This is a genomic window from Saccharopolyspora endophytica (genome assembly GCF_018070075.1).
GTDB lineage: Bacteria > Actinomycetota > Actinomycetes > Mycobacteriales > Pseudonocardiaceae > Saccharopolyspora > Saccharopolyspora endophytica.
Window position 1 is genome coordinate 1 of the sequence record NZ_JAGPXE010000023.1, and the last position, 21120, is coordinate 21120.

The 21120-nt window shown below is 69.3% G+C and carries 14 protein-coding genes; 1 reads left to right on the forward strand and 13 read right to left on the reverse strand.

The features are described from left to right. Positions 1-88: 88 nt before the first annotated feature. From KBO27_RS32405 to dprE1 (KBO27_RS32445), 9 genes are all read right to left on the reverse strand, one after another. Positions 89-1351, reverse strand: a complete 1263-nt coding sequence (locus KBO27_RS32405) for an NAD(P)/FAD-dependent oxidoreductase (RefSeq protein WP_246538735.1) — start codon at positions 1349-1351, stop codon at positions 89-91. Next, positions 1348-1746, reverse strand: a complete 399-nt coding sequence (locus tag KBO27_RS32410) for a GtrA family protein (RefSeq protein WP_132673260.1) — start codon at positions 1744-1746, stop codon at positions 1348-1350. Before KBO27_RS32410 ends, KBO27_RS32405 begins: the two co-directional genes overlap by 4 nt. Further along, positions 1733-2743, reverse strand: a complete 1011-nt coding sequence (locus KBO27_RS32415) for a glycosyltransferase family 2 protein (RefSeq protein ID WP_210973677.1) — start codon at positions 2741-2743, stop codon at positions 1733-1735. The genes KBO27_RS32410 and KBO27_RS32415 overlap by 14 nt, the downstream gene beginning before the upstream one ends. 2 nt (positions 2744-2745) lie before the next feature. Continuing rightward, on the reverse strand, positions 2746-5778 hold the full coding sequence (locus KBO27_RS32420; protein WP_246538737.1) for an arabinosyltransferase domain-containing protein: 3033 nt from the start codon (positions 5776-5778) through the stop codon (positions 2746-2748). Positions 5779-5871: 93 nt separating this feature from the next. Continuing rightward, positions 5872-9051, reverse strand: coding sequence for an arabinosyltransferase domain-containing protein (locus tag KBO27_RS32425; RefSeq protein ID WP_210973678.1), 3180 nt, complete (start codon positions 9049-9051; stop codon positions 5872-5874). 125 nt (positions 9052-9176) lie between these two features. After that, positions 9177-10001 carry a class I SAM-dependent methyltransferase gene (locus KBO27_RS32430; RefSeq protein ID WP_210973679.1) on the reverse strand — a complete coding sequence of 275 codons (825 nt, stop codon included), beginning with the start codon at positions 9999-10001 and terminating at the stop codon, positions 9177-9179. 505 nt (positions 10002-10506) lie between these two features. Further along, positions 10507-11268: a decaprenylphospho-beta-D-erythro-pentofuranosid-2-ulose 2-reductase gene (gene dprE2 / locus KBO27_RS32435; protein WP_132673265.1), complete on the reverse strand. Its 762-nt coding sequence runs from the start codon at positions 11266-11268 to the stop codon at positions 10507-10509. Further along, complete coding sequence (gene dprE1, locus KBO27_RS32440) at positions 11265-12617, reverse strand: decaprenylphosphoryl-beta-D-ribose oxidase (RefSeq protein WP_210973700.1); 1353 nt, start codon at positions 12615-12617, stop codon at positions 11265-11267. Before dprE1 (KBO27_RS32440) ends, dprE2 begins: the two co-directional genes overlap by 4 nt. Before the next feature lie 8 nt (positions 12618-12625). Next, complete coding sequence (gene dprE1 / locus KBO27_RS32445) at positions 12626-13990, reverse strand: decaprenylphosphoryl-beta-D-ribose oxidase (RefSeq protein ID WP_210973680.1); 1365 nt, start codon at positions 13988-13990, stop codon at positions 12626-12628. A gap of 175 nt (positions 13991-14165) precedes the next feature. On the opposite strand from dprE1 (KBO27_RS32445), the gene KBO27_RS34085 reads away from it, so the two are divergent. Next, positions 14166-14603, forward strand: a complete 438-nt coding sequence (locus KBO27_RS34085) for a GtrA family protein (RefSeq protein ID WP_307870743.1) — start codon at positions 14166-14168, stop codon at positions 14601-14603. Between the two features lie 284 nt (positions 14604-14887). On the opposite strand, the gene KBO27_RS32455 is transcribed toward KBO27_RS34085, so the two are convergent. The 4 genes from KBO27_RS32455 to wzm form a co-directional block, all read right to left on the reverse strand. Continuing rightward, positions 14888-18190, reverse strand: a complete 3303-nt coding sequence (locus tag KBO27_RS32455) for an arabinosyltransferase domain-containing protein (RefSeq protein ID WP_210973682.1) — start codon at positions 18188-18190, stop codon at positions 14888-14890. A 216-nt stretch (positions 18191-18406) separates the two neighbouring features. Beyond that, positions 18407-19318, reverse strand: a complete 912-nt coding sequence (gene glfT1, locus KBO27_RS32460) for a galactofuranosyltransferase GlfT1 (RefSeq protein ID WP_132682167.1) — start codon at positions 19316-19318, stop codon at positions 18407-18409. Further along, positions 19315-20133, reverse strand: coding sequence for a galactan export ABC transporter ATP-binding subunit Wzt/RfbE (gene wzt, locus KBO27_RS32465; RefSeq protein WP_132623511.1), 819 nt, complete (start codon positions 20131-20133; stop codon positions 19315-19317). The genes glfT1 and wzt overlap by 4 nt, the downstream gene beginning before the upstream one ends. A 17-nt stretch (positions 20134-20150) precedes the next feature. Then, positions 20151-21014 carry a galactan export ABC transporter permease subunit Wzm/RfbD gene (gene wzm, locus KBO27_RS32470; RefSeq protein ID WP_235876594.1) on the reverse strand — a complete coding sequence of 288 codons (864 nt, stop codon included), beginning with the start codon at positions 21012-21014 and terminating at the stop codon, positions 20151-20153. Positions 21015-21120: the final 106 nt, after the last annotated feature.

Here is a 21120-nt window from a genome sequence, read left to right on the forward strand (position 1 = left end):
CGAAATACGAGTCCCGAACTTCGGGCTCGAATTTCGCGCGAAATTCGAATTGCGTCACCCGGCCGAGTGGTCGGGTGACGTCCCGCTGTCAGCGCAGGCCGAGGCTCTCGGTGATCTCGTGGGCCATGCCGATGGCGTAGGACTGGCCTCGGTCCTGGGGGTAGATCTGGGACATCGTGGCCAGCGTGACGCCGGGCATGTGGGTCTTGTGCGGCGGGATGAGCGAGCGGTAGGTCGGGGTGACGATGGGCTGGGCGAACCCGGCCTTGGAGAAGTGCCACTCCTGGATCCAGGACTCGTCGAACTCCGGGTTGAGCCGCTTGAGCCACGGGACGTAGTTCCGCAGCAGCTCGGCCGGGTCGGTGGTGAAGCGCCAGTCGTCGCGCGGCACGTAGTTGCCGACGTAGACGACGTGCTTCCCGCCGTACTCCTGCCTGTCGACCATGTTGGTGTGCTCCACGACGGCCAGGAACGGGAACTCCGGGTCGTTGATGTTGAGCCAGTAGTACGGGATGACGCTGCGGTCGAGTTCGAGGATGAAGCAGGTCGCGCCCAGGTACTGGTTCCGCCACAGCACGTCGTCGGACTCGATGTCGGCGGCCTTGGCGAACGCGGGCTGCGGGACCGTGACGATGAGGTGGTCGAACTCGTAGCCGCTGCCGTCCGCGGTCCCCACCTGCACCGCCTCCGACGGCTGGGTGATGGACGAGACCGGCTTGTTGAACTCGATCTTCCCGCCGCGTTCCGTCACCGCATCGGTCAGCGCGCGGTAGACCTGGTCGAAACCGCCGTGGACGTACCCGAGTTCGAACGTGCGGCAGTGGATCCGCGCCCACAGCCACGCCATCGAGATCTCCTCGGCGCGATCGCCGAACTTGCCCTTCAGCAGCGGTTCCCAGATGGTCGAGGTGACCTTCTCGCCCGCCCAGCGCCGCATCCAGTCCAGCGCGCGAACCCCGTTGAACCGGGAGCCGTTGCGGATCACCTTCAGCGCGGCCGAGGAAGCGCCGAACCGGAACCGGTCCAGCATCGAGAACTCGGAGAACTTCAGCATCTCCACCGGTGTGCCGAAGTCGTGCAGCTCGCCGTTGAAGTACACGCCGGTGGTCGGCTTGTGGAACCGCAGCCGGTCGCTGAGCCCGAGGTCCTCGATGAGCTCGATCATCGCCTCGTCGCTGCGGAAGCTGTGGTGGTAGAAGCGCTCCAGCGGGGTGCCGCCGACCTCGATGGACGCCGCGAGCCCGCCGAGCTCGGCGGAGGCTTCCAGCACCGTCACCTCGTGCCCGGCGCGCACCGCGTCGAAGGCCGCGGTCAGCCCGGTCGCACCGGCGCCGACGATCCCCACTCTCATCCGAAACTCCACCTCTTGTTGATCGTGTACTGGAACAGCAGGACCACCGGAAGGCTGGCCAGCTTGACCAGGTTCGCGTCGATCCCGAGCCACGTGGAGAACACCGCCAGCAGCAGGAACGTCAGCACGATCCCGGCGATGCCCACCGCGTAGAAGCGCAGGAACCGCACCAGGATCCGGTCGGTCTTGCGGAAGTTGAACAGCGAGTTGAGCACGAAGTTGTTGGTGATCCCCGCCGTCGTGCTCAGGGCGTTCGCGAGCTGGTGGTGCATCCCGAAGTAGTTGAACAGCACCAGGAAGAGCAGGTAGTCCAGCAGCACGCCGCTGCCGCCGATCACCGCGTAGAGCAGCAGTTCCCGGCTGATCAGCCGGGAACGCGGCTCAAGCTTCGTCATGCCGGATCACATCCCGGACGATGTAGAGGGGGCGTTGTTGCACTTCGCTGTAGATGCGGCCGATGTAGCTGCCGATGACCCCCAGCGACAGCATCTGCAGCCCGCCCAGGAACAGCATCACGACCATCAACATCGTCCACCCCGAGACGGTGACTTCGGGGAAGAAGAGCCGCAGCGTTACCGAGTAGATGATGCCCAGCAACGCCAGGGCCAGCGTCGCGAACCCCATCCGGGTGATCAGCTTGAGCGGCGCGGTCGAGAACCCGGTGACGCCGTCGGCGGCCAGCCGCAGCATCTTGCGCATCGGGTACTTGGTCTCGCCCGCGACCCGCTCGTCCCGGTCGAAGAGCAGTTCCTGCTGGTTGAACCCCATCGAGGCGACCATGCCCCGGATGAACCGGCTGCGTTCGCGGAACGTCCGCAGCTCCTCGGCGGCCCGCCGGTTGAGCAGCCGGAAATCGCCGGTGTCGACCGGGATGTCGACGTCGGAGCAGCTGCGCAGCAGCCGGTAGTAGGTGTGCGCGGTGGCGCGCTTGAACGGGGTGTCGCGCCGGGTCCGCCGCCGCGCCTGCACGACCTCGGCGCCCGCCAGCCACGCGTCGATCATCTGCAGGCTCACGCGCGGCGGGTCCTGCAGGTCGGTGTCCATCACGATCACCGCTTCTCCGGCGGCGTAGTCCAGGCCCGCGGTGATGGCGATCTGGTGGCCGAAGTTGCGCGCGAAGTCGACGACCCGCACGCGGGAATCGTTCTTCGCGATGTCCTGCAGGATGCGCATCGACCCGTCGGCGGAACCGTCGTTGACGTAGATGAACTCGTAGTCGAACTCGGGTCGGGTGGCGACCGCGTCGGTGAGCTCGGTGTGGAAGTGCTTGATGCCCTCGGCCTCGTTGTAGACCGGCAGCACGTACGAGATCAGTCGCGGTGATTCGGCCTCGGAGGTTCGTGCCTGCTGCGGAACCGGGATTCCGACCTCGTGGCGGATCGTGTCGGACATGGTCACTCCCCTCGCCAACCCCACCGTGGAGCTTCAACGCGTTGGACGTCGAATCGGTTGCCCGGGTAGGGGTATTGCACCTCGATGAGGTGGCCCCACTCGGAATATTCGGGTGTTTTCTCGTAACCGTTGAGCCTTGTCGGGATCTCTTCTTGAACACCGACGTCCCGAACTCCGGCGAACGCACCGCCGATTCCGCGTTCGAACGCGGCGGTGCCGCCGAATCCCATCGAGTTCGGCGGGGTGATCATGTACGCGGGGGGTTGGACGAGCCCGCCGCCGACCTCCGGCAGGTCCCGCAGGCACGGCACGTTCCAGGTCATCGACCAGTCCACGTACGTCGGCGCCTTGTCCTGCATGTACTCCGTCAGCGGGATGACCTGGCGGACCCGCGGCCCGCTGACCGCGACCCACCCGGCGGGGTCGGTGGTGCCGTCGACCGCGGTGATGCGGACCCGGTCGGCGCCGGCCGGGATCTGGGCGGGGGACAGGTGCATGTCCCGCCAGCCCGGGTGGTCCTGCGGTTCGTCCTCGATGACGTGGTCGCTCGGGTAGGTCTCGCGCTCGTCGGAGTCCCTCCAGGTGTCGTCGAGCACGACCTCGCGCGTCCCGCCGGGTCCGGAGAACTCCAGCGCGACGCGGTTGCCGTCGCCGCTGCGCCCGGCCACCCCGAACGCGAGCTCCTGGTCGGGGGCCAGCGCGGGCAGCGGGAACCAGCCCGTGGTCAGCGTGCCGGTGTTGATCTGCCCACCGGTCAGGCTGCCCCACAGCGGGACGTCGGCGGGCGGGGTGAAACCCGGTGCGAAGCCGGAATCCTCGGTGAACCCGGCCATCTCGGCGCCGTCGCCGCCGCGCAGCCCCACGAGATCCGGGGTGACGACGACCTTGTCGGCGATGCCGCAGCTGCCCCCGCGCGCGGCGGCGATGCTCTGCGCACCGATCGAGTAGGCGTCGCCCTGCCTGATCGGGGCCGCCACGAAGGAGCCGAGCACGATCGTCACCGCCACCCCCATCGCCGTGACGCACACCAGCGCGGGTGTGCGGATCAACGCCCGCCGCACCCGGTCGTCACCTCTCCTGACCAGCGCGGATGCGGCCATCAGTAGCCCGGCGACGAGCAACCAGACCAGCGGGTTGTTCAGCGGCCGGACCGGGCCCTCTCCCCAGGGCACCCCGTACTGCGAGTGCAGGAACCAGTTGTTCTTGCCGGAGAAGACGAGCGCGGCCGCGCCACCGGCGAGCACGGTGCCCACCAGACCGGCGACGAGCACCACCCGGTCCCGGCTCGCGGTGACCGCGGCGACGCCGACCAGCACGACGCCCGCGGTCACAGTAGCGGCTCCGACGCCGGCGAGCGCGCCGAAGTAGTGCGTCCACTTCGAAGGGGTCAGCGTCATCAAGCCCATGCTGAGCAGCAGCGATGCCGCCGGGACGTGCGCCATCCGCAGCCCGTCGGCGCGGCCGGCGCTCCGGTGGCGCAGCAGCACCAGGAGGCTGAGCGCCGCGACGACGAGGGTGAGCAGGACGGCGGCGCGGCGCGCGACGTCGCCCTGCAGGTCGAAGCCGAGCAGGTACTGCCAGCGCATGACCTCCTGGAACCACGACACGTTGGGCCCGTAGTAGCCGTGCAGGTCGGTGGCCTTGGCGGCGCCGAACAGCGACTGGTCGGCGAACATCGCCACCACGCCGACCGAGGCGATCCCGGCCAGCAGCGCCGCCAACCCCACCCCGGCCATCCGCCACAGGCGCGGCGCGAGCACCAGGAACGGGGTGATCGCGGTGATGCCCATCGGGTTGACCGCGATCGACAGCCCGGCCGCCAGCGCCGCCACGCCCAGCCACACCCGCCGCTCGGTGCGGGCGGCCTGCAGCACCGCCGCGAGCACGACGGTCAGCCCCAGCGCCTCGAACGCCTCCGGCCGCACGCCCATCCCGAACGGCAGCCACCAGGACAGGAAGGCCACCGCGGCCAGGACGCGGACCAGCGGCCGGTGGTGCTGGCCGGGGATGGCCGCGCCGAGGACGCCCCGGCTGAGCACCAGCCAGGTGAGCACGGCGGCGAGGATGCTCGGTATGCGCATGGCCAGCGGGTTCTGGTTCCACTCGGCGACGTGCATCAGCATCTGCTGGACCAGCGTGAACGGTGATTCGGAGGCGTTCTCCCAGCGGTAGTAGTTGCCGATGTCGCCGGTGCGCAGGCCGTTCTGCGCGGTCACCGAGGCGAACGAGTCGTCCGGGCCGTTCGGGCCCAGCAGCCACCAGCCCGCGAGCACGGCCAGCAGCCCCAGATCGATCACGTAGCCGGACAGCCGGTGCAGCAGCCGCGGGATCGGGCGTTCGGCGGCTCTGGCGCGTCGGCGGTCCAGCGTCGCCAGGACCGCGAAACCGGCCGCCACCAGCAGCAGCTGGAGGGCGATGAGCAGCAGCTTGCCCTGGGTGGGGGACGTCTCGAACCAGTTGGCGGTGACCACCTGGACCTCGGTCCCGGCCACCTCGGCGGGGGAGAGCTGGGTGGTGAACGCGACGATGTCGCGTATTCCGGCGGGTACCGAGGCGGTCCGGTCGCCGATGCGGGCGGTGGCTCCGGTCGGGCCGCCGTCGATGGCGACGTCGCAGGCTTCCCCGATCGGCGCGCGCAACGCCTCCCTGCCCGCGACCAGGGCGATCACGTGGTCCTGGGCGGTGGTGACGGCGAAGCCCTCGGTGGGCTGACCGGGCGGGCGGGAGGACACCAGCGTCGTCGGCTCGCTGCGGTCCTGACCTGCGCGGACGACCTCGCACGGGACGCGGACGTGTACCTCGTCCGGGTGGTAGGGCACGACGAAGGCGAGCGTGCTCTCCGCCGGCTGCCCGGCCATCGGCCAGGTGACCGTGACCCGGTCGCCGACGACCGGCGCGAACGGGACGGCGACCGCGGCCAGCACCGCCAGGACGCCGATCACCAGGCCGAGGGCGTTGGCGAGGCGGCGGCGCGGCGTGGGCGCGGCGGGCATCGGAGGAGAGGCGTCCGCGGTGCGCTCGATCCCGTCCAGCAACGTTCCCCCAGCTCAGCGATGTTCAGCGGGTCAGCCGCAAATCGGTCCCGGGAAAATCAGTTTCGGGCATCCGGCGGTGACTCGCACAAACGATCACTCCTGCTCGAAGGGGTAGGACCCGTCGCCGTCGGCTCCGCTGACGCGTTCTCGCTGGCGAGTCGTGGTGTAGGAATCGCGTTCGCGTTCGTAGCGGACCACGAGCAGGTGACCCCAGACGTAGCCCGGCGTTCCGCGCAACCGCGTGGGCAGCTCCATGCGTTGCGAGAGCATCGGCACCCCGGCGAACACGCCGCCGAGGTTCGGGTCGTAGGCCATCGAGCCCTCGCCCTCCGGGGGCGTGATCAGCATCCGGGGACTTGCCGCCACACCGCGGCCGACCTTCGGGTAGTCGGTCCGGCAGGGGAACACGAAGCTCATCGGCCAGTCGATCAGCAGCGGTCCCTGCGCGTCCAGGGCCTGCCGCAGCCCGACGACGTCGCGCACCACCGGACCGCTGATGCTCAACCAGCCCTGCCGGTCGGTGCTGCGGTCGGTGGCCAGCACGCGGACCCGGTCCGCGCCGGCCGGGATGTCACCGGGCTCGACGGTCATCGAGCGCCACGCGGTGAAGTCCCGCCAGTCGTCGTCGCGGCCGTGCCTCGGGTCCTCGAACGGGAGGTCCACCGGCGGCGGGTCGTGCAGCACCTGGCGTCCCAGCGGGCGGTCCCCGGCGGCGAACTCCAAGGTCAGCGAGTTGCCCTGCTCGGGACGGCCGGACACCCACATCGACAGGACCTGCTGCGCGTTCACCTGCGGCAGGCCGAACCACGGGGTGATCAGCGTGCCGGTGCTCTGCGGGCCGCCGTCCTGGCTGGTCCAGGCGAAGTCGCTGGCCTGGCGCCCGGTGGGCTCGTCGGCGCGCGGATCGTCGGGATCGGCGGGCTCGGGGAGCCGCAGCGGCTCGCCGGGGTTCTCCAGGCGCAGGTCGGGCTCCTGCGGCGGCGCTCCGCCCGCGGTGAAGCCGTCCAGCTCGCCAGTGGCGTCGGGGTCGAGCGGGGCGAGGGGCTCGGCGATGGGCATCGCCTGCACCTCGTCCTCCAGGCCGCAGCTGGACGCCTCGTGGCTGAGCCGGTTCATCCGGGCCACCGAGAAGCGGTCACCCATCGTCTCCGGCACCGACAGGAACGAGCCCAGCAGCACCAGCGCCATCGCCAGCGCGGACCCGGTGAGCACTGAGGCGGGGGCGACCGTCCACATCAGACCGCCGAGGGCGCGGGAGCGCAGCCGCATCCGGATCAGCAGTCCGACGAGCGTCAGCAGCCCGGTGACGAGTCCGACGAGCATCCACAGCACCGGGCTGTCCAGCGGCACGTTCGGCCGGACCGGGGTGTCGGCCCACGGCATCGCCAGGTTCGACTGCCACGGCCAGGTGTTCGGACCCATGAACGCCAGGCCCGCCGCCACCGATGCCGCCAGGGTTCCGAACACGCCCAGCAGCCGGGCTTCCCGGTGCCCGTCGGCCAGCGCGCCGACCCGCATCAGCAGCACGACGGTCACGGCCACCAGCGCCGGACCGACGCCGATCAGCGCACCGAAGTGGTGCGTCCACTTCGACGGCGTCAGCCACAGCGCGGCCAGCACCGCGGCCACCGAACCCAGCAGCACCGGCAGGTCGGGCACGGCGGTGGTGCGGTGCAGCCGTCGCATCGCGCAGGCCGCGGTGATCAGCACGGCCGTGATCACCAGGAACACGACCAGCCGCTTGCCGGCGACGCCCCACATGCTGGTGCCGAGCAGCTTCGCGTAGCGGTCGATCTCCTGGTACCAGCCCAGGCTCGGCCCGAACTCGTCGTGCACCTCGGTCGCGCGGAGCACCCCGTTCCAGGACGTGTCGGCGAACATCGCGACCAGACCGACCGAGCCGAGGCTCGCCAGCAGCACGACGCGGACCGGCACCAGCGCCCAGCGCGGCAGCGCTCCGGGACGCACCAGGAGCGACCAGATGCGCGGCGCGAACACCAGCACCATCAGCACCGCGCTGACCCCGGTCGGGGTGATCGACACCGTCAACCCGCACACCAGCGCGGCCACGCCCAGCCAGCCGAACGGCGCGCTGCTGCGCGAGGCCCGCAACAAGCTGGCGACCAGGATCGAGGTGCCCAGCGCCAGGAACGGTTCCGGGCGGATGCCCAGGCCGTAGGGCAGCCAGAAGGCGAGGAAGAACACCGCCGTCACCAGGTGCAGCGCGAACCTCCTGCGCCCCCGGCAGATCGGGGCGACGATGCCGCGGCTGACCACCAGCCAGGTCAGCAGACCGGCCGCGGCGCTGGGCATCCGCAGCCAGAGCGGCTCCAGGCCGTCGGCCGACCACCAGCGCATGAAGTGCTGCACCAGCGTGAACGGCGCTTCGGAGGCGTTGAACCAGCGGTAGTAGTTGCCGACGTCGCTGGTCTCGGCGTAGTTGCGGACGGTCATCATCGCGAAGCCGTCGTCGTCGGTGAGCGGTCCGACGAACAGCCACACCCAGATCACCGCGGCGACCCCGGCGTCCACCGGCCACAGCAGCGGGTTCGGGCGGAAGCCGCGCAGCGCGGGTGGGGCGTGGGCGAACAGCAGCAGCAGCGAGCACAGCCCGAGCAGCAGCGCCGACTCGATCAGGCTCCGCTTGGTCTCGGTGGGGGAGGTGTCGGCCCACGAGTAGGTGCGCGCGGTGACCGAAAGCCCGTGCAGCTGGTCGGGTTCCAGCGAGGTCGCGAAGGTGAACACCTCGGGGGCGGGAACCCCGGCAAGCGTGATCGGCGCACGTCCGGCGGGTTCGACGACCGAGCCCGCTCCGTCACCGCGCACCGCCAGACCGCAGGTCCCAGCGGGCAGTTCCACCTCGCGCTCGCCCAGCAGCAGCCGGGTCCGTCCGTCCTGGGTGGACAGCACGAGCCCTTCGCGGTCGCTGCCCGGCGGCAGGGTGCTGAGGATCGTCGTCGGTCCCTCGCCCTCCAGCGCGGCGCGCATCGTGGCGCAGGGCACGGTCGCGTGGAACTCGGCGGGCCGGTAGGGCGTGATGAACGCCGTCGTCGTCGGGTTCTCGTCCGTCGCCGCGGGCCAGTGCACCTCGGTGCGGTCGAGCAGCACCGGCGCCAGCGGGAGCGCGATCGCGCAGCACAACCCCGCGATCCCCAGGCACAGCGCGATCACGTGCGCCAGCCACTTGCCCAGGTGCGAACGCCGGGGGACGGCGTCGTCGACCCGTGGTTCGGCGGGCGCTTCGACCGGTGCCGTGCTCGTCAGGTACTTCACCCTTCTCGTTCTCCCCGGGTGGTCGGGCCGATGCCGGCGAGGGAATCGCGGTGAGTCTCATGCAGTTTCACGACAGCCACCGCGCTCCGGGTTGCCCGACACGCCGAAGGATCGCCGAAGAGACGTCAGTGGGACCTGCGTGCGACCGCCATGAGATGCGGACTGGCCCCCAGCAGCTCGGGCGCCGACTCGACCCGGCGGATCGCTTTCAGCGTCGCGTCCCGGTACTCCGGTTCGCTCAGCCGGCGGGGGTCGGCGGCCCACGCCGCCACGCTCTCCACCGCGACCAGCTCGATCGCCCGGAAACCCGCGTCGGCGACCTCGTCGCGCAGGTCGGCGGGCCGGTGGAAGTAGGTGAGGGTGAACCACTGCGGGAACTCGTCGGGCCTGGTGTTGCGGTGCAGGCCGTCGCGCAGCGCGCCCTGGACGAGCTCCTGGAAGTCGGGGTTGACGATGTCGCCCATGGCCACGCCGTCGAAGGTCGAGGCGTAGCGCGACACCGCCGCCGCGAACAGCACGCCGCCCGGCTTGAGCACCCGGTGCGCTTCGCGCAGCGCGCGCAACCGATCGGAGCGTTCCAGCAGGTGGTAGAGGGGACCGAGCAGCAGCACGGCGTCGGCGGCGCCGTCGTCGAAGGGGAGGTCCCGCGCGTCACCGACGGTGCACCCGGCCAGCGGTGCGGCGGGCTGGGCGGCGGAGGCCTCGGCGGCGGCCGCCACGTGCGGAGCCCAGGCGTCGACCAGGTGCACCTCGTAGCCGTCGCGGGCCAGCGGCAGGGCGTAGGCGCCCTCGGCGCCGCCGACGTCGTAGACGATGCCCGGTGCGGGCGGCAGGTGTCGACCCAGCAGTTCGGCGGTGCGCAGCGCCTCCAGGTACCCCCAGGTGCTGAGGCGATCCCGCTCCGGACCGAGCCGGTAGTACTCGGCGATGGCCGTCTCGAAGTCGTCCACGAATGATCAGGCTACTGGGGGCGTCCAGTCGCTCACACGCAGTCCTGAGAAGTTCTTCCTTGATAGTCCGAACGGGCGAAAAACGTCTCCGCGCATTCGATTCCGCGTCGGTGGAGAAACCCCGGCACCGCCCCAGGCGTCCGATGGAAGTCCGCTCGCGGACGTTCCGTGGGTCCCCCGGGTACTGAGGGCAGGCGGAGGACCCACGGACGCGGATGCCTGGTGAACCCCACTTCTCCGGGCATCCGCGCTTCCCGATGCGCGCCGCGCGTCTGGAAGCTCGGCGGGCGTCGCGATGCCCGCACAGGTACAGATCGCTGCGAGAGGGCGAAACGTTGCCCGTTCGCGGCAAAATTGTCCCGATCGAGAATTCCGCTCCAGTGGTCTGGACAAACCGGGCGTTCGAGATCGAATTCTGGACCTGTCCGGATCCGCGGTCAACCCGGGAAAAGCGAAAGGGGCCGCCGGGATTCACCCGACGGCCCCGATCAGCCGAAGCGTTCGATCAGAACGGCAGCTTCTTGAAGATGAAGCGGGGGACGTGCTTGAGCACGAACATGACCCAGCGCATCTGGCCGGGGGCGTAGACCTCTTCCTTGCCCTTGCGGACGCCGTCGATGATCGCCGCGGCGACCTGGTCCGGGGTCTGCGACATGGGCGGCGGCTTCATGCCCGCGGTGAGCTTCGTGTGCACGAAGTTCGGGCGGATCACGGTGACCTTCACACCGTGCTCCTCCAGCGCGTAGGTGAGACCGGTGTAGAAGATGTCCAGGCCGCCCTTGGAGGAGCCGTAGACGAAGTTCGAGCGGCGAGCGCGCTCACCGGCCGGGGAGGCCATCACCGCGATGCTGCCGTGGCCCTGCTTCTTGAGCTTGTTGGCCAGCAGCACGCCCAGGCCCACCGGGGCGACGTAGTTGATGTCGGCGACGGCGCGGGCGGCCTCGAAGTCCGTCCAGCCCTTCTCGTTGTCGCCCTGGATGCCGAAGGCGATCAGCGTGACGTCGACGTCGCCGTCGGCGAACGCCTTGTCGATGACCTCGGCGTGCGTCTCCGGCTTGCGGGCGTCGAAGTGCAGGATCGACACCGTGCTGCCGGTCTTGCGCAGCTCCTCGGCGGCGGCTTCGAGGCGCTCGGACTCCTCGGGGCGGTCGGCCAGCACGATGCGCAGCGCGCGGGTCTGCGCGTACTGCTTCGCGGTGGTCAGCGCGATGTCCGAGGTGCCGCCGAGCACCAGCAGGGATTGGGGGTTGCCAACAGCGTCGATCACAGCTCAAGCCTCCGGCTCATGTCTGAGGCGAATTTGCCTTCGGGGTCAATGGTCTGGCGGATCTTCTTGAACTCGTCCACCCGCGGGTACATCTGGTGGAAGGTCTCCGCGGACGTCCGCGAGTCCTTGGCGGTGTACAGCCGGCCGCCGAGGGAGAGCACGTCCTCGTCCAGCTCGGTGCAGAACTTGCCCAGACCGTCGACGATCGGGAAGTCCAGGCACACCAGCCAGCCGGGGTGCGGGTAGGACAGCGGGGACCGGTTGCCCTCGCCCATCTTCTTGATGACGTTGAGGAACGACACGTTCCCGGACTGGGCGACCTTGCGGATGATCCGCTTGAGGTCCTCGTCCTTGCCGTAGGGGAGCGAGAACTGGTACTGCAGGAAGCCCTGCGAACCGTAGGCCCGGCTCCACTCGCCGATCAGGTCCAGCGGGTGGTAGAAGGCGGTCAGGTTCTGGATCAGGTCGCGGCCGCGCTTCGGCGTCTTCCAGTAGTACAGCTCGCCGATCGTGCCGAAGGTCAGCTTGTTGGCCAGCCGCGGCGGGAAGACGTCCGGCAGCGTCAGCAGCTGCGGCGCGTCGAACTTCAGCGGGTCGGCCCGCAGCTTCGGCGGCAGCTGGTCGAGCGTGGCCAGCGAGCCGCGGCCGAACGCGCCGCGACCGAGCTTCGAGCCGGTGGACATCGAGTCGAACCACGCCGACGAGTACGTGTACTTGTCGTCCGAGCCGTCGTTGAACAGCTCGATCGTCTCGTCGAGGTTCGCGGTCCGGTCGGCGTCGGCGATGAAGTACGCGGTCTCGGTCCGGGTCATCCGGATCGAGGCGCGCAGGATGATGCCGGTCAGGCCGATGCCGGCCACCGTCGCCCAGAACAGGTCGGCGTCCGGGCCGTTCGGCGTGATCGTGCGGATCTCGCCGTCGGCCGTGAGCAGGTCCATCGCCACCACGTGGTTGCCGAAGCTGCCGGCGCTGTGGTGGTTCTTGCCGTGGATGTCGTTGGCGATCGCACCGCCCACCGTGACCTGCCGGGTGCCCGGCAGCACCGGGACCCACAGGCCGTAGGGCAGCGCGGCCTTCATCAGCTCTTCCAGGCTCACGCCCGCGTCGACGTCGACGATGGCGGTGTCCGGGTTGATGTCGTGAACGCGGTTCAGCGCGGTCATGTCGACGACCACGCCACCGGCGTTCTGCGCGACGTCGCCGTAGCTGCGGCCCAAGCCGCGGGCGATGACGCCCCGCTCGTCGGCGGTGCGCACCGCCTCGGCGATGGCGTCGACGTCGGTCGTGCTGAGCACGCGCACCCGGGACGGTGCGGTTCGTGCCCAACCGGTCAGCGTGCGGTACTCCATTGCTGCGGTCACAGGCCCAGCCTTCGCGAAAGGTCGGAGACGAAGATGCCCTGCGGATCGACCGAAGCGCGGATCTTGCGCCACTCGTCGATGCGCGGGTACATCTTCTCGATCATCTCGGCATTGGTCCGCGACTCCTTGGCCAGGTACAACCGGCCACCTGCGTCGAGGACCATCTCGTCAAGCTCCTGGCAGAGCCGGTCCAGTCCCGGGGTGATCGGGATGTCGACTGTCAGCGTCCAGCCTTCCCGGGGGAAGGACATCGGGGCGTCGTTGCCCGGGCCGAAGGTCTTGAGCACGTTCAGGAACGACACGTGGCCCGAGGCGCTGATCTTGTCGATGGACCGGCGGAACATCGTTTCCTGGCCGAACGGCACCATGAACTGGTACTGCAGGAAGCCGTTCGGGCCGTAGATGCGGTTCCACTCGCCGACCAGGTCCAGCGGGTGGAAGAACTGGGTGATGTTCTGCACCGCGCCGAACTTGGTCGGTGCCTTGCGGTACCAGACCTCGTTGAACGCGGTGATCGTGTACTTGTTGACCAGCCCGTTGGGGAAGATCGCCGGGGCGGTCATCAGCTGCGGCGCGTTGAACTTCAACGGGTCCTTGCGCAGCCTCTTCGGCAGGTCCTCCAGCTTCGCCGAGTTGCCCCGGGTCAGCAGGGCGCGGCCCAGGCTGTCACCGCGGGCGAGCGAGTCGAACCACGCCACCGAGTACACGTAGTTGGCGTCGGAGCCGTCGGTGAAGTGCTCGATCAGCTCGTCCAGGTTCTTGGTCTGCACGTTGTCGACCACGAAGTACGCGGTCTCGACGCGCTTGAGCTTGACCACGGCCCTGACGATGATGCCGGTCAGGCCCATGCCCCCGACGGTCGCCCAGAACAGCTCCGAGGTCTCGCCCTCGGGCTCGAGGGTGCGGACCTGGCCGTCCGCGGTGAGCAGGTCCAGCGACAGCACGTGGCTGCCGAAGCTGCCCTGCGAGTGGTGGTTCTTGCCGTGGATGTCGGATCCGATGGCGCCGCCGACGGTGACCTGGCGGGTGCCCGGCAGCACCGGGATCCACAGCCCGTGCGGCAGCAGCCGGCGCATCAGGGCGTCCAGCGATACCCCTGCGTCGACGTCCACGACGGCCTCGTCGACATCGATCTTGTGCACGCGGTCCAGGGCGGTCATGTCGATGACCGTGCCCCCCGCGTTCTGAGACGGGTCGCCGTAGCTGCGACCCAGGCCGCGCGCGATGACGCCCCGCTCGCCCGCCTTCCGGACCGCGTCGGCGATGGCCTCGACGTCCGGAGTGCTGACGACGTGTGCCCTGGTGGGCGCCGTGCGCCCCCAGCCGGTCAGCGTCTGTAGCTCGTCCTTTACCGATCCCACCCAGCCGAGTCTATCCGCGCATCGGGTTCTTCTACCGCCGGGTACGAGCGGTCCCCAGCGGATCGCGAAGCGTCATCGCTACACTCTCGGGGGACGTGTGTGCCACGGTCCCGGCATCTCCAGCTGCGGGGTCGGAGGGCGTCTGGTCCTGCCGTCGTTTCGTAAGGGTGAACCTGTGACAGTGGCCGATACCGCAGCCAACACCGAGCCCAAGAAACTGGGCGTGTTCAACCAGCTGGCGCGCTTCATCATCATCGGCGGCGGCTGCGCCGTCATCGACTTCGGCACCTACTCGTTGCTGCTGGGCGTGCTCGGCTGGCCGGTCTGGTTGTCCAAGTCGATCTCGTTCATCCTGGGCACCACGGCGTCCTACGTGATCAACCGCAAGTTCACGTTCCAGGGCGCGGGCCAGGGCAACACGACCGCGAAGGCCGGGGCCTTCGCCGTGCTCTACACCACGACGTTCTTCGTGAACATCGGCGCCAACCAGCTGCTGTGCGTGCTGTTCAACGCGCAGGAGGCGTGGCAGTTCACGTTGTTCTGGGTGATCGCCCAGGGGCTCGGAACGATGATCAACTTCATCATGCTCAAGCTCCTCGTCTTCCGCGACTGACCCTCGCGACCTCACTTCGAAGGGCGCTCGGCCACCCCGGCCGGGCGCCCTTCTCGCGTCACGGGACCAGTCGAATTTCGCGCGAAATTCGAGCCCGAACTTCGGCACTCGAATTTCGCGCGAAATTCGAATCCCCCGGTGCCAACGGGTGAACGCCTCCGGGGCAGGAGTGGCTCCGGAGGCGCGTGGTGATGCGGGGGAAGGGGCTCCGACGTGCGAGCGCCCCTCCTGCCGGTCGTGGCCGGCGGGAGGGGCGCTCGGGGTGGGGCTCCTCGGGTGCGGGCTTACTGGTCCGATTCCTCGGGGGCCTCGAAGCCCTTGACGTCGTTGCGGTCGTCGGAGCTGGGGACGTCGCCCGGGAGCTGCAGGGTCTTCGGCAGCGGCCCCGGGGTCCAGTTGCCCCAGTGGGTCTCCGTGTGGACGTCCATGGCCGTCTGGGCCGGCACGGCGTCGGCGTCGTACGGGTCCACGGCGTACAGCGAACCCCAGTCCCGGTGGATGTTGTTCTTCATGTACGTCGGCAGCTCGCGCATGCTCGTCGCCACGTTCAGCCAGCCGAACGGACCGCCGGAGTCCGGCGACGACCAGCCCTGGCCGATGTCGCGGACCTCGGCACCCGCCGCGACCCGGAACTTCGGGATCTCGGCGACGCCGTGGTGCACGCGCGGCAGCTGCAGGCACGGGTGCACCAGCGCGGCCGTCCACTCCACGAACGCGGGCTGGTCACCGACGAAGTCGGTCATGTTCACCAGCTGCGGCGCGCGCGGGGCGCTGACCGCGACCCAGCCGTTCGGGCCGAGGGCGTTGTCGACCGCGACCACGCGCATCTTCGTGGCGCCCTCGGACTTGCCGCCGAGGGTGTAGCGGAAGTCCCGCCAGTTCGGGCCGCCCTCCCGCTGCACCACGTACTTGCGCTCGGTGATCAGGAAGCCGTTCGGGGTGTCGTGCCCGAACTCCAGCGCCACCGAGTTCGCGCCCAGCTCGGCGCCGGCCAGCGACAGCACCACGGGCACCTCGCCGCGCTGCGCGCGCTCCGGCAGGTCGTACCACTGGGTGCGCAGCTCACCGGTGCCGACGGCGGCGGCGTCGTAGCTGCCCCACACCGGCGCCCTGTCGTTGCCGAACTGGTGCGGCGGCCTCCAGTTGGGTTCCTGCGGGTCGGTGCCATCGCCCGGCGGCAGGCCGGGCTGGTTGAAGCCGGACAGCTTCGCCCGCATGTACTGGTCGGCGTCTTCCTTGTCCTGCAGCCGCTTGGGCGGGACGCCGATGTCCTTGTCCTCGGACGGCGCCGCCGTGCCCGGCTGCTCCCCGGCGACGCGCAGCATCCCGGACTGCGGGTTGGTCTCGACGTAGATGTAGTCGGACAGGCCGCAGCTGGTGCCCACGATCTGCTTGATGTTGTCCGCGCCGAGGCTGTAACTGCCCCATTGCTTCTGGATGACCTTGCCGAAGTTCGCCAGTTCGAACAGCACCAGCAGGGCGCACAGGATCGACAGCGGAGCGGTGCCCATCCGCAGCGCGCGGCTGCGCCCCTCCTCGCGGTTGAAGCGCTCGTCGACGACCTTCGGGTTGTGCTCGTCGATCCTCAGGTGCTCGACGAACGCCACGACCAGCGAGATGAACGCGATGATCAGCAGGATCGTGCTCAGGTGCCGTCCCTTGAGCTGCGGCGGCATGTTGTACCAGGGCACGCCCCAGCCGGAGACGTACCACCACGCGTTGGGGCCGGTGGCGGCGAAGGCCAGGATGACCATCAGCCCGGCGAAGAACGCGGCCCGGTTGCGCCTGGAGCGCAGCACGGTCGTGCTGGTGGCCAGCGCGGTCAGCGCGGCCAGCGCGCCGCCGGTGGCGGCGAAGATGCCGAAGTGGTGCGACCACTTGGTGGGGGTCAGCACGAGCACGCCGAAGGACATGGCGCTGATCGCCAGCAGCCGCCGGCTCGGGCCCAGCGCCGCACCCCGGATCCGGCCCCGGCGCAGCAGCACCACGGCGCAGGTCGCCAGGCACAGGATGACCAGCAGCACGGGGAAGCGCCGCGTCATGGAGCCGTCCGCCGTGGGGCTGAACAGCAGGTTGTAGCGGCTGAGCTCCTCGTACCAGCTCTGGCTGGGACCGATGTCGGTGCGCAGGTCGGTGGCGTCCATGACCGACTGCCACGTCTGGTCGGCGAACACCAGCGTCAGGATCACGAACCCGGAGGAGGCGATCGGCGCCAGCACCGGCAGCCAGCCGAACTCCAGGGCCCGCTTGCGGACCAGCCGGAACAGCGGCTTGAGGGCGGCCACGAACGGCAGCACGGACACCATGCCGTGCGGGTTCGCGCCCACCGACAGCGCGGCGACCACGAGGCCCAGCGCGGCCGGCATCAGCCGGTCGGTGGCCACGGCACGCTCGACGGCGCACAGCGCCAGCAGCGAGAACAGCACCACGACGGGCTCGGGCCGCAGGCCGTTGTTGTAGGGCAGCCAGAACGCCAGGAACACGGCCGCGGCGGCCCAGCCGGCGGCGTTGGAGCGCCGGACCTGCTGGCCGAGCCTGGGCAGAACCTCGCGGGAGATCAGCAGCCAGCTGACGATGCCCATCAGCAGCGCGGGCAATCGCACCCACGGCGTGGCCGTGGACACCTGCACCCACACCGAGTACAGCTCGTAGAACCAGCCGAACGGGGCCTCCGGGACGCCGAACCAGCGGTAGTAGTTGCTGACGTAGCCGAAGCTCTCGCGCGCTCGCGCGATGTTGAGGATGTAGCCGTCGTCCGAGGTCATCGCCCCGACGACCCACCACACCAGCAGCGAGCCGATCACCGCGACGTCCCGGAACGTCGGCTTCCACCAGCCGATCGCCAGCCACTTCGGAGGACGCCTGCCCGCGCGCACGTCCAGGCGCCGCAGGCAGATGACCGAGCCGATGAAGGCCAGCACGGTCAGCGCGATCACGACCAGCTTCAGCGTCGTGGCCTGGCTCTCGTAGCGGGTGTCCACCCGCGCCTCGAACGACAGCCCGCGGACGTCGTCGAGGTGGTCGTCGATGCTGGAGTACACGCCGGTCAGCTGCGGGCGCTGGTCGCCGCGCAGGTTGGCGATCGACCGGTCGCCGACGCTGGCGGTGCTGCCGTAGCCGTCGGAGCGCAGCGAGATCGAGCAGTCCCCGGCGGGAATCGCCGCCGTGCCGACCTGCTGGCCCTTGGTCAGCAGCGTCAGCTGGCCGTTGTCGACCTGCAGCGTCAGACCGGTCAGCTTGCCGTAGTCCGACGAGGGCGGGTTGGTGCTCAGCAGCACGGCCGCGCCGTTGGTGCGCGCGTCGAGGCTGCGTGCCGAGACGCACGGCACCTCCGCGTTGAGCCACAGCGGCGAGTAGCCGACCAGCGGCGCCGACACCGACTTGGTGCCTTCGGCCGTCGGCCACTTCAGCGTCGTGATGTCGTGGTTGACGGGCAGGAACGGCACCGCCAGGGCGAGCAGCGTGCCCAGCACGCCCAGAACGGAGGCGAACAGCTTCAGCCGCCTGGCCGACGGTCGAGCGCGGTCGGTCCCGTTGTCTGCCGAAGGGTCGTCCGTTCGGCGGCTGTCTTCCTGGCCACTGAGCACGAAGGGAGAATAGTAGTTGCTGGTCCGGGCGCTTTCGCGGCATTCCGGCGGTGTGCGAATCGACACCAGGGGTAACGCCGTGAGCTGCGAACTCAGTTCGATCTCAGGCGCCTCTAAGCGTCCCGTGACCTTCCGGTTATCGAGTCTGCTGTGAAGTCCGCGTAAAAAGCGAGCGGCCGCCGGGAGTTCCGGCGACCGCTCGGTCGAAGCTGCGGATCAGCGGCGGAAGAACCGCTCCTTGCGTCCCTGGATCACCAGGCGCAGCCACTCGCGGAACGCCTTCGGGTCCTTGCGCTGCACCACGAAGTACAGCCCGAACCGGACGACCTCCAGGGCACCGATCTTGCGCATCCCCGGCTGCGAGAGCAGGTAACCGCGGTTGCGGTAGGTGTAGTAGCGCTTGTTGGCGTCCGAGGGGTCCTGGGCGTGGAACCGGCCGCCCAGCATCGGCTTGAACTCCGCCGAACCGTCCGGGTGCAGGAACTTCGTGCGGAACGTGGTCCCGAACGGCAGGCCCGAGCGCACCAAGCGGCGGTGGATCTCCACCTCGTCGCCCCGGAAGAACAGCCGGTAGTCCGGCACGCCCACGACGTCGAGCGTGGTGGCGCGGAACAGCGCGCCGTTGAACAGCGAGGCGATGCCCGGCAGGAAGTCCTCCGGCAGCTCGCTGACCTTGCGCTTCCAGGTCAGACCGCGGCGCAGCGGGAAGGCGAGCGTGTCGGGGGTGTCGATGTTGACCACCACCGGCGACACGGCGGCCAGCCGCCGCTTCTCGGCGACCTCCAGCAGCGTGGACAGCGCGTGCTCGTCGGCCGGGCGGCCGTCGTCGTCACCGAGCCACACCCACTCCGCGCCCAGCGACAGCGCGGTCAGCATGCCCAGCGCGAAACCGCCGGCACCGCCGAGGTTGCGCTGCGAGGCGATGTAGGTGGAGGGCACCGGGCAGTCATCGACCACGTCGGAGGCCGACTGGTCGGGACCGTTGTCGACCACGACGAGGTGGTCCGGCAACCGGGTCTGACTCGCGATGACCTTCAGGGACTCGGCCAGCAGCTCGCGACGGTGCCTGGTGACGATGACCGCGACTACGGATCCGGCGGGCAGCTGCTGTGCGGAGTCGGTGCTCATGAGCCTTCTTCGCTCCCGATCGTGGCCCGCGATTCACCGATCCGGGCCAGGGTTTCCTCACTCAGGTTGTTGAAGGGGTCGTACCCCTTGTAGTGCGTCAAGACCTCGCGCAGCGAGCCCTCTTCGCGAATACCGCCCTTGTCCATCCAGATCGCGGTGCTGCACAGCTCGACGAGGAACTCGTCGGAGTGCGAGGCGAAGACAAGCATGCCGGATCGCTTGACGAGGTCGTTGAGGCGGTCCCGCGCCTTCTCCAGGAACTCCGCGTCGACCGCGCCGATGCCCTCGTCCAGGATCAGGATCTCGGGGTCGATCGAGGTCACCACGCCCAGCGCGAGCCGGACCCGCATGCCGGTGGAGTAGGTGCGCAACGGCATCGCCAGGTAGTCACCGAGCTCGGTGAACTCGGCGATGTCGTCGATCCGCTTCTCCATCTCCTTGCGGGACATGCCCAGGAAGAGGCCGCGGATGATGATGTTCTCGTAGCCGGAGATCTCCGGGTCCATGCCCACGCCGAGGTCGAACACCGGCGCGACCTTGCCGACCACGCGAGAGCTGCCCCGGGTGGGCTCGTAGATGCCCGACAGCAGCCGCAGCAGCGTGGACTTGCCCGCGCCGTTGTGGCCGACGAGCGCGACCCGGTCACCTTCGCGCAGCGACATGTTGATGTCGTGCAGCGCCTCGATGACCGGCACCCGGCTGTCCGTGCCGATCTTGCCTCCGGCTCGGCCGAGCACGGCCTTCTTCAGCGAGCGGGACTTCGCGTCGAAGATCGGGAAGTCGACCGCCGCGTTCCATACGTCGATGCTGACCATGGTGTATTCGGCCTCACTCAGACCCAGTAGGAGACACGGGCACGGTAGTTGCGCAGCACGAACAGCGCCACTGCCCAGCCGAGGACGGTGATCGCGCCGCACACCAGCCAGTGGTGCCAGGCGATCGGGCTGCCGAGCATCGGCTGTCGGATGATCTCCAGGAAGTGCATGAACGGGTTGATCTCGGCGAGCTTCGCGCGCTCGGCGATCACCGGGTTCGGGCTCGACTTGAACTGGTCGTAGTTCCACACGATCGGCGTCATGAAGAACATCAGCTGCACGATGCTCTGGGTCACCGGCGGGATGTCGCGGAACCGCGTCGAGATGGTGCCGACCACGAGGATCACCCAGGCGCCGTTGAGGCCGATCAGCACGAACGCCGGGATCGCCAGCAGGATCGTCCACGACAGCGGCTGCGGGAAGATCAGCAGCAGCACGAAGTAGACGGCGAGGTTGTGCGCGAAGAACAGGACCTGCCGCCACAGCAGCCGCAGCACGTGGATGCTGACCGGTGCCGGGAGCTGCTTGATCAGCCCCTCGTTGGAGATGAAGACCTCGGCGCCGTCGTTGACGCAGTTGCCGATGAATCCCCAGATGATGAAGCCGACCGCCAGGTAGGGCAGGTGCTCCGCCAGCGGCTGCCCGAACAGCTGCGAGTACAGCAGACCGAGCGCCGTGACCGTGACGGCCATGCTGATGGTGATCCACAGCGGGCCGATGACGGAGCGGCGGTAGCGCTGCTTGATGTCCTGCCAGCCCAGATGAGCCCACAGCTGTCGCTGGCTGAGGGCGTCACCAATGTCGTTGAACGCTTTTCGCCAGGACCGCGGCGAGATCTCAGAAGGCGCCGGGGGTCGGTCTAGCGTGCTCGTAGCATGCACGAGCGAAAGAGTACCGACCACGCGTGTGCACACTCGGCCTGGGCGTCACTCGAAGGCGTAGCGCCCGCTTGACGTCGGGCGCTACCTTCCGTTACCGCGCGGGACC

Excerpts from the sequence above, each read along its gene's own strand:
- KBO27_RS32410 (WP_132673260.1), bottom strand. The coding sequence starts at position 1,746 with ATGACGAAGCTTGAGCCGCGTTCCCGGCTGATCAGCCGGGAACTGCTG.
- dprE1 (WP_210973700.1), bottom strand. The coding sequence starts at position 12,617 with ATGGAGTACCGCACGCTGACCGGTTGGGCACGAACCGCACCGTCCCGG.
- KBO27_RS32415 (WP_210973677.1), bottom strand. The coding sequence starts at position 2,743 with ATGTCCGACACGATCCGCCACGAGGTCGGAATCCCGGTTCCGCAGCAG.
- wzt (WP_132623511.1), bottom strand. The coding sequence starts at position 20,133 with ATGGTCAGCATCGACGTATGGAACGCGGCGGTCGACTTCCCGATCTTC.
- glfT1 (WP_132682167.1), bottom strand. The coding sequence starts at position 19,318 with ATGAGCACCGACTCCGCACAGCAGCTGCCCGCCGGATCCGTAGTCGCG.
- KBO27_RS32405 (WP_246538735.1), bottom strand. The coding sequence starts at position 1,351 with ATGAGAGTGGGGATCGTCGGCGCCGGTGCGACCGGGCTGACCGCGGCC.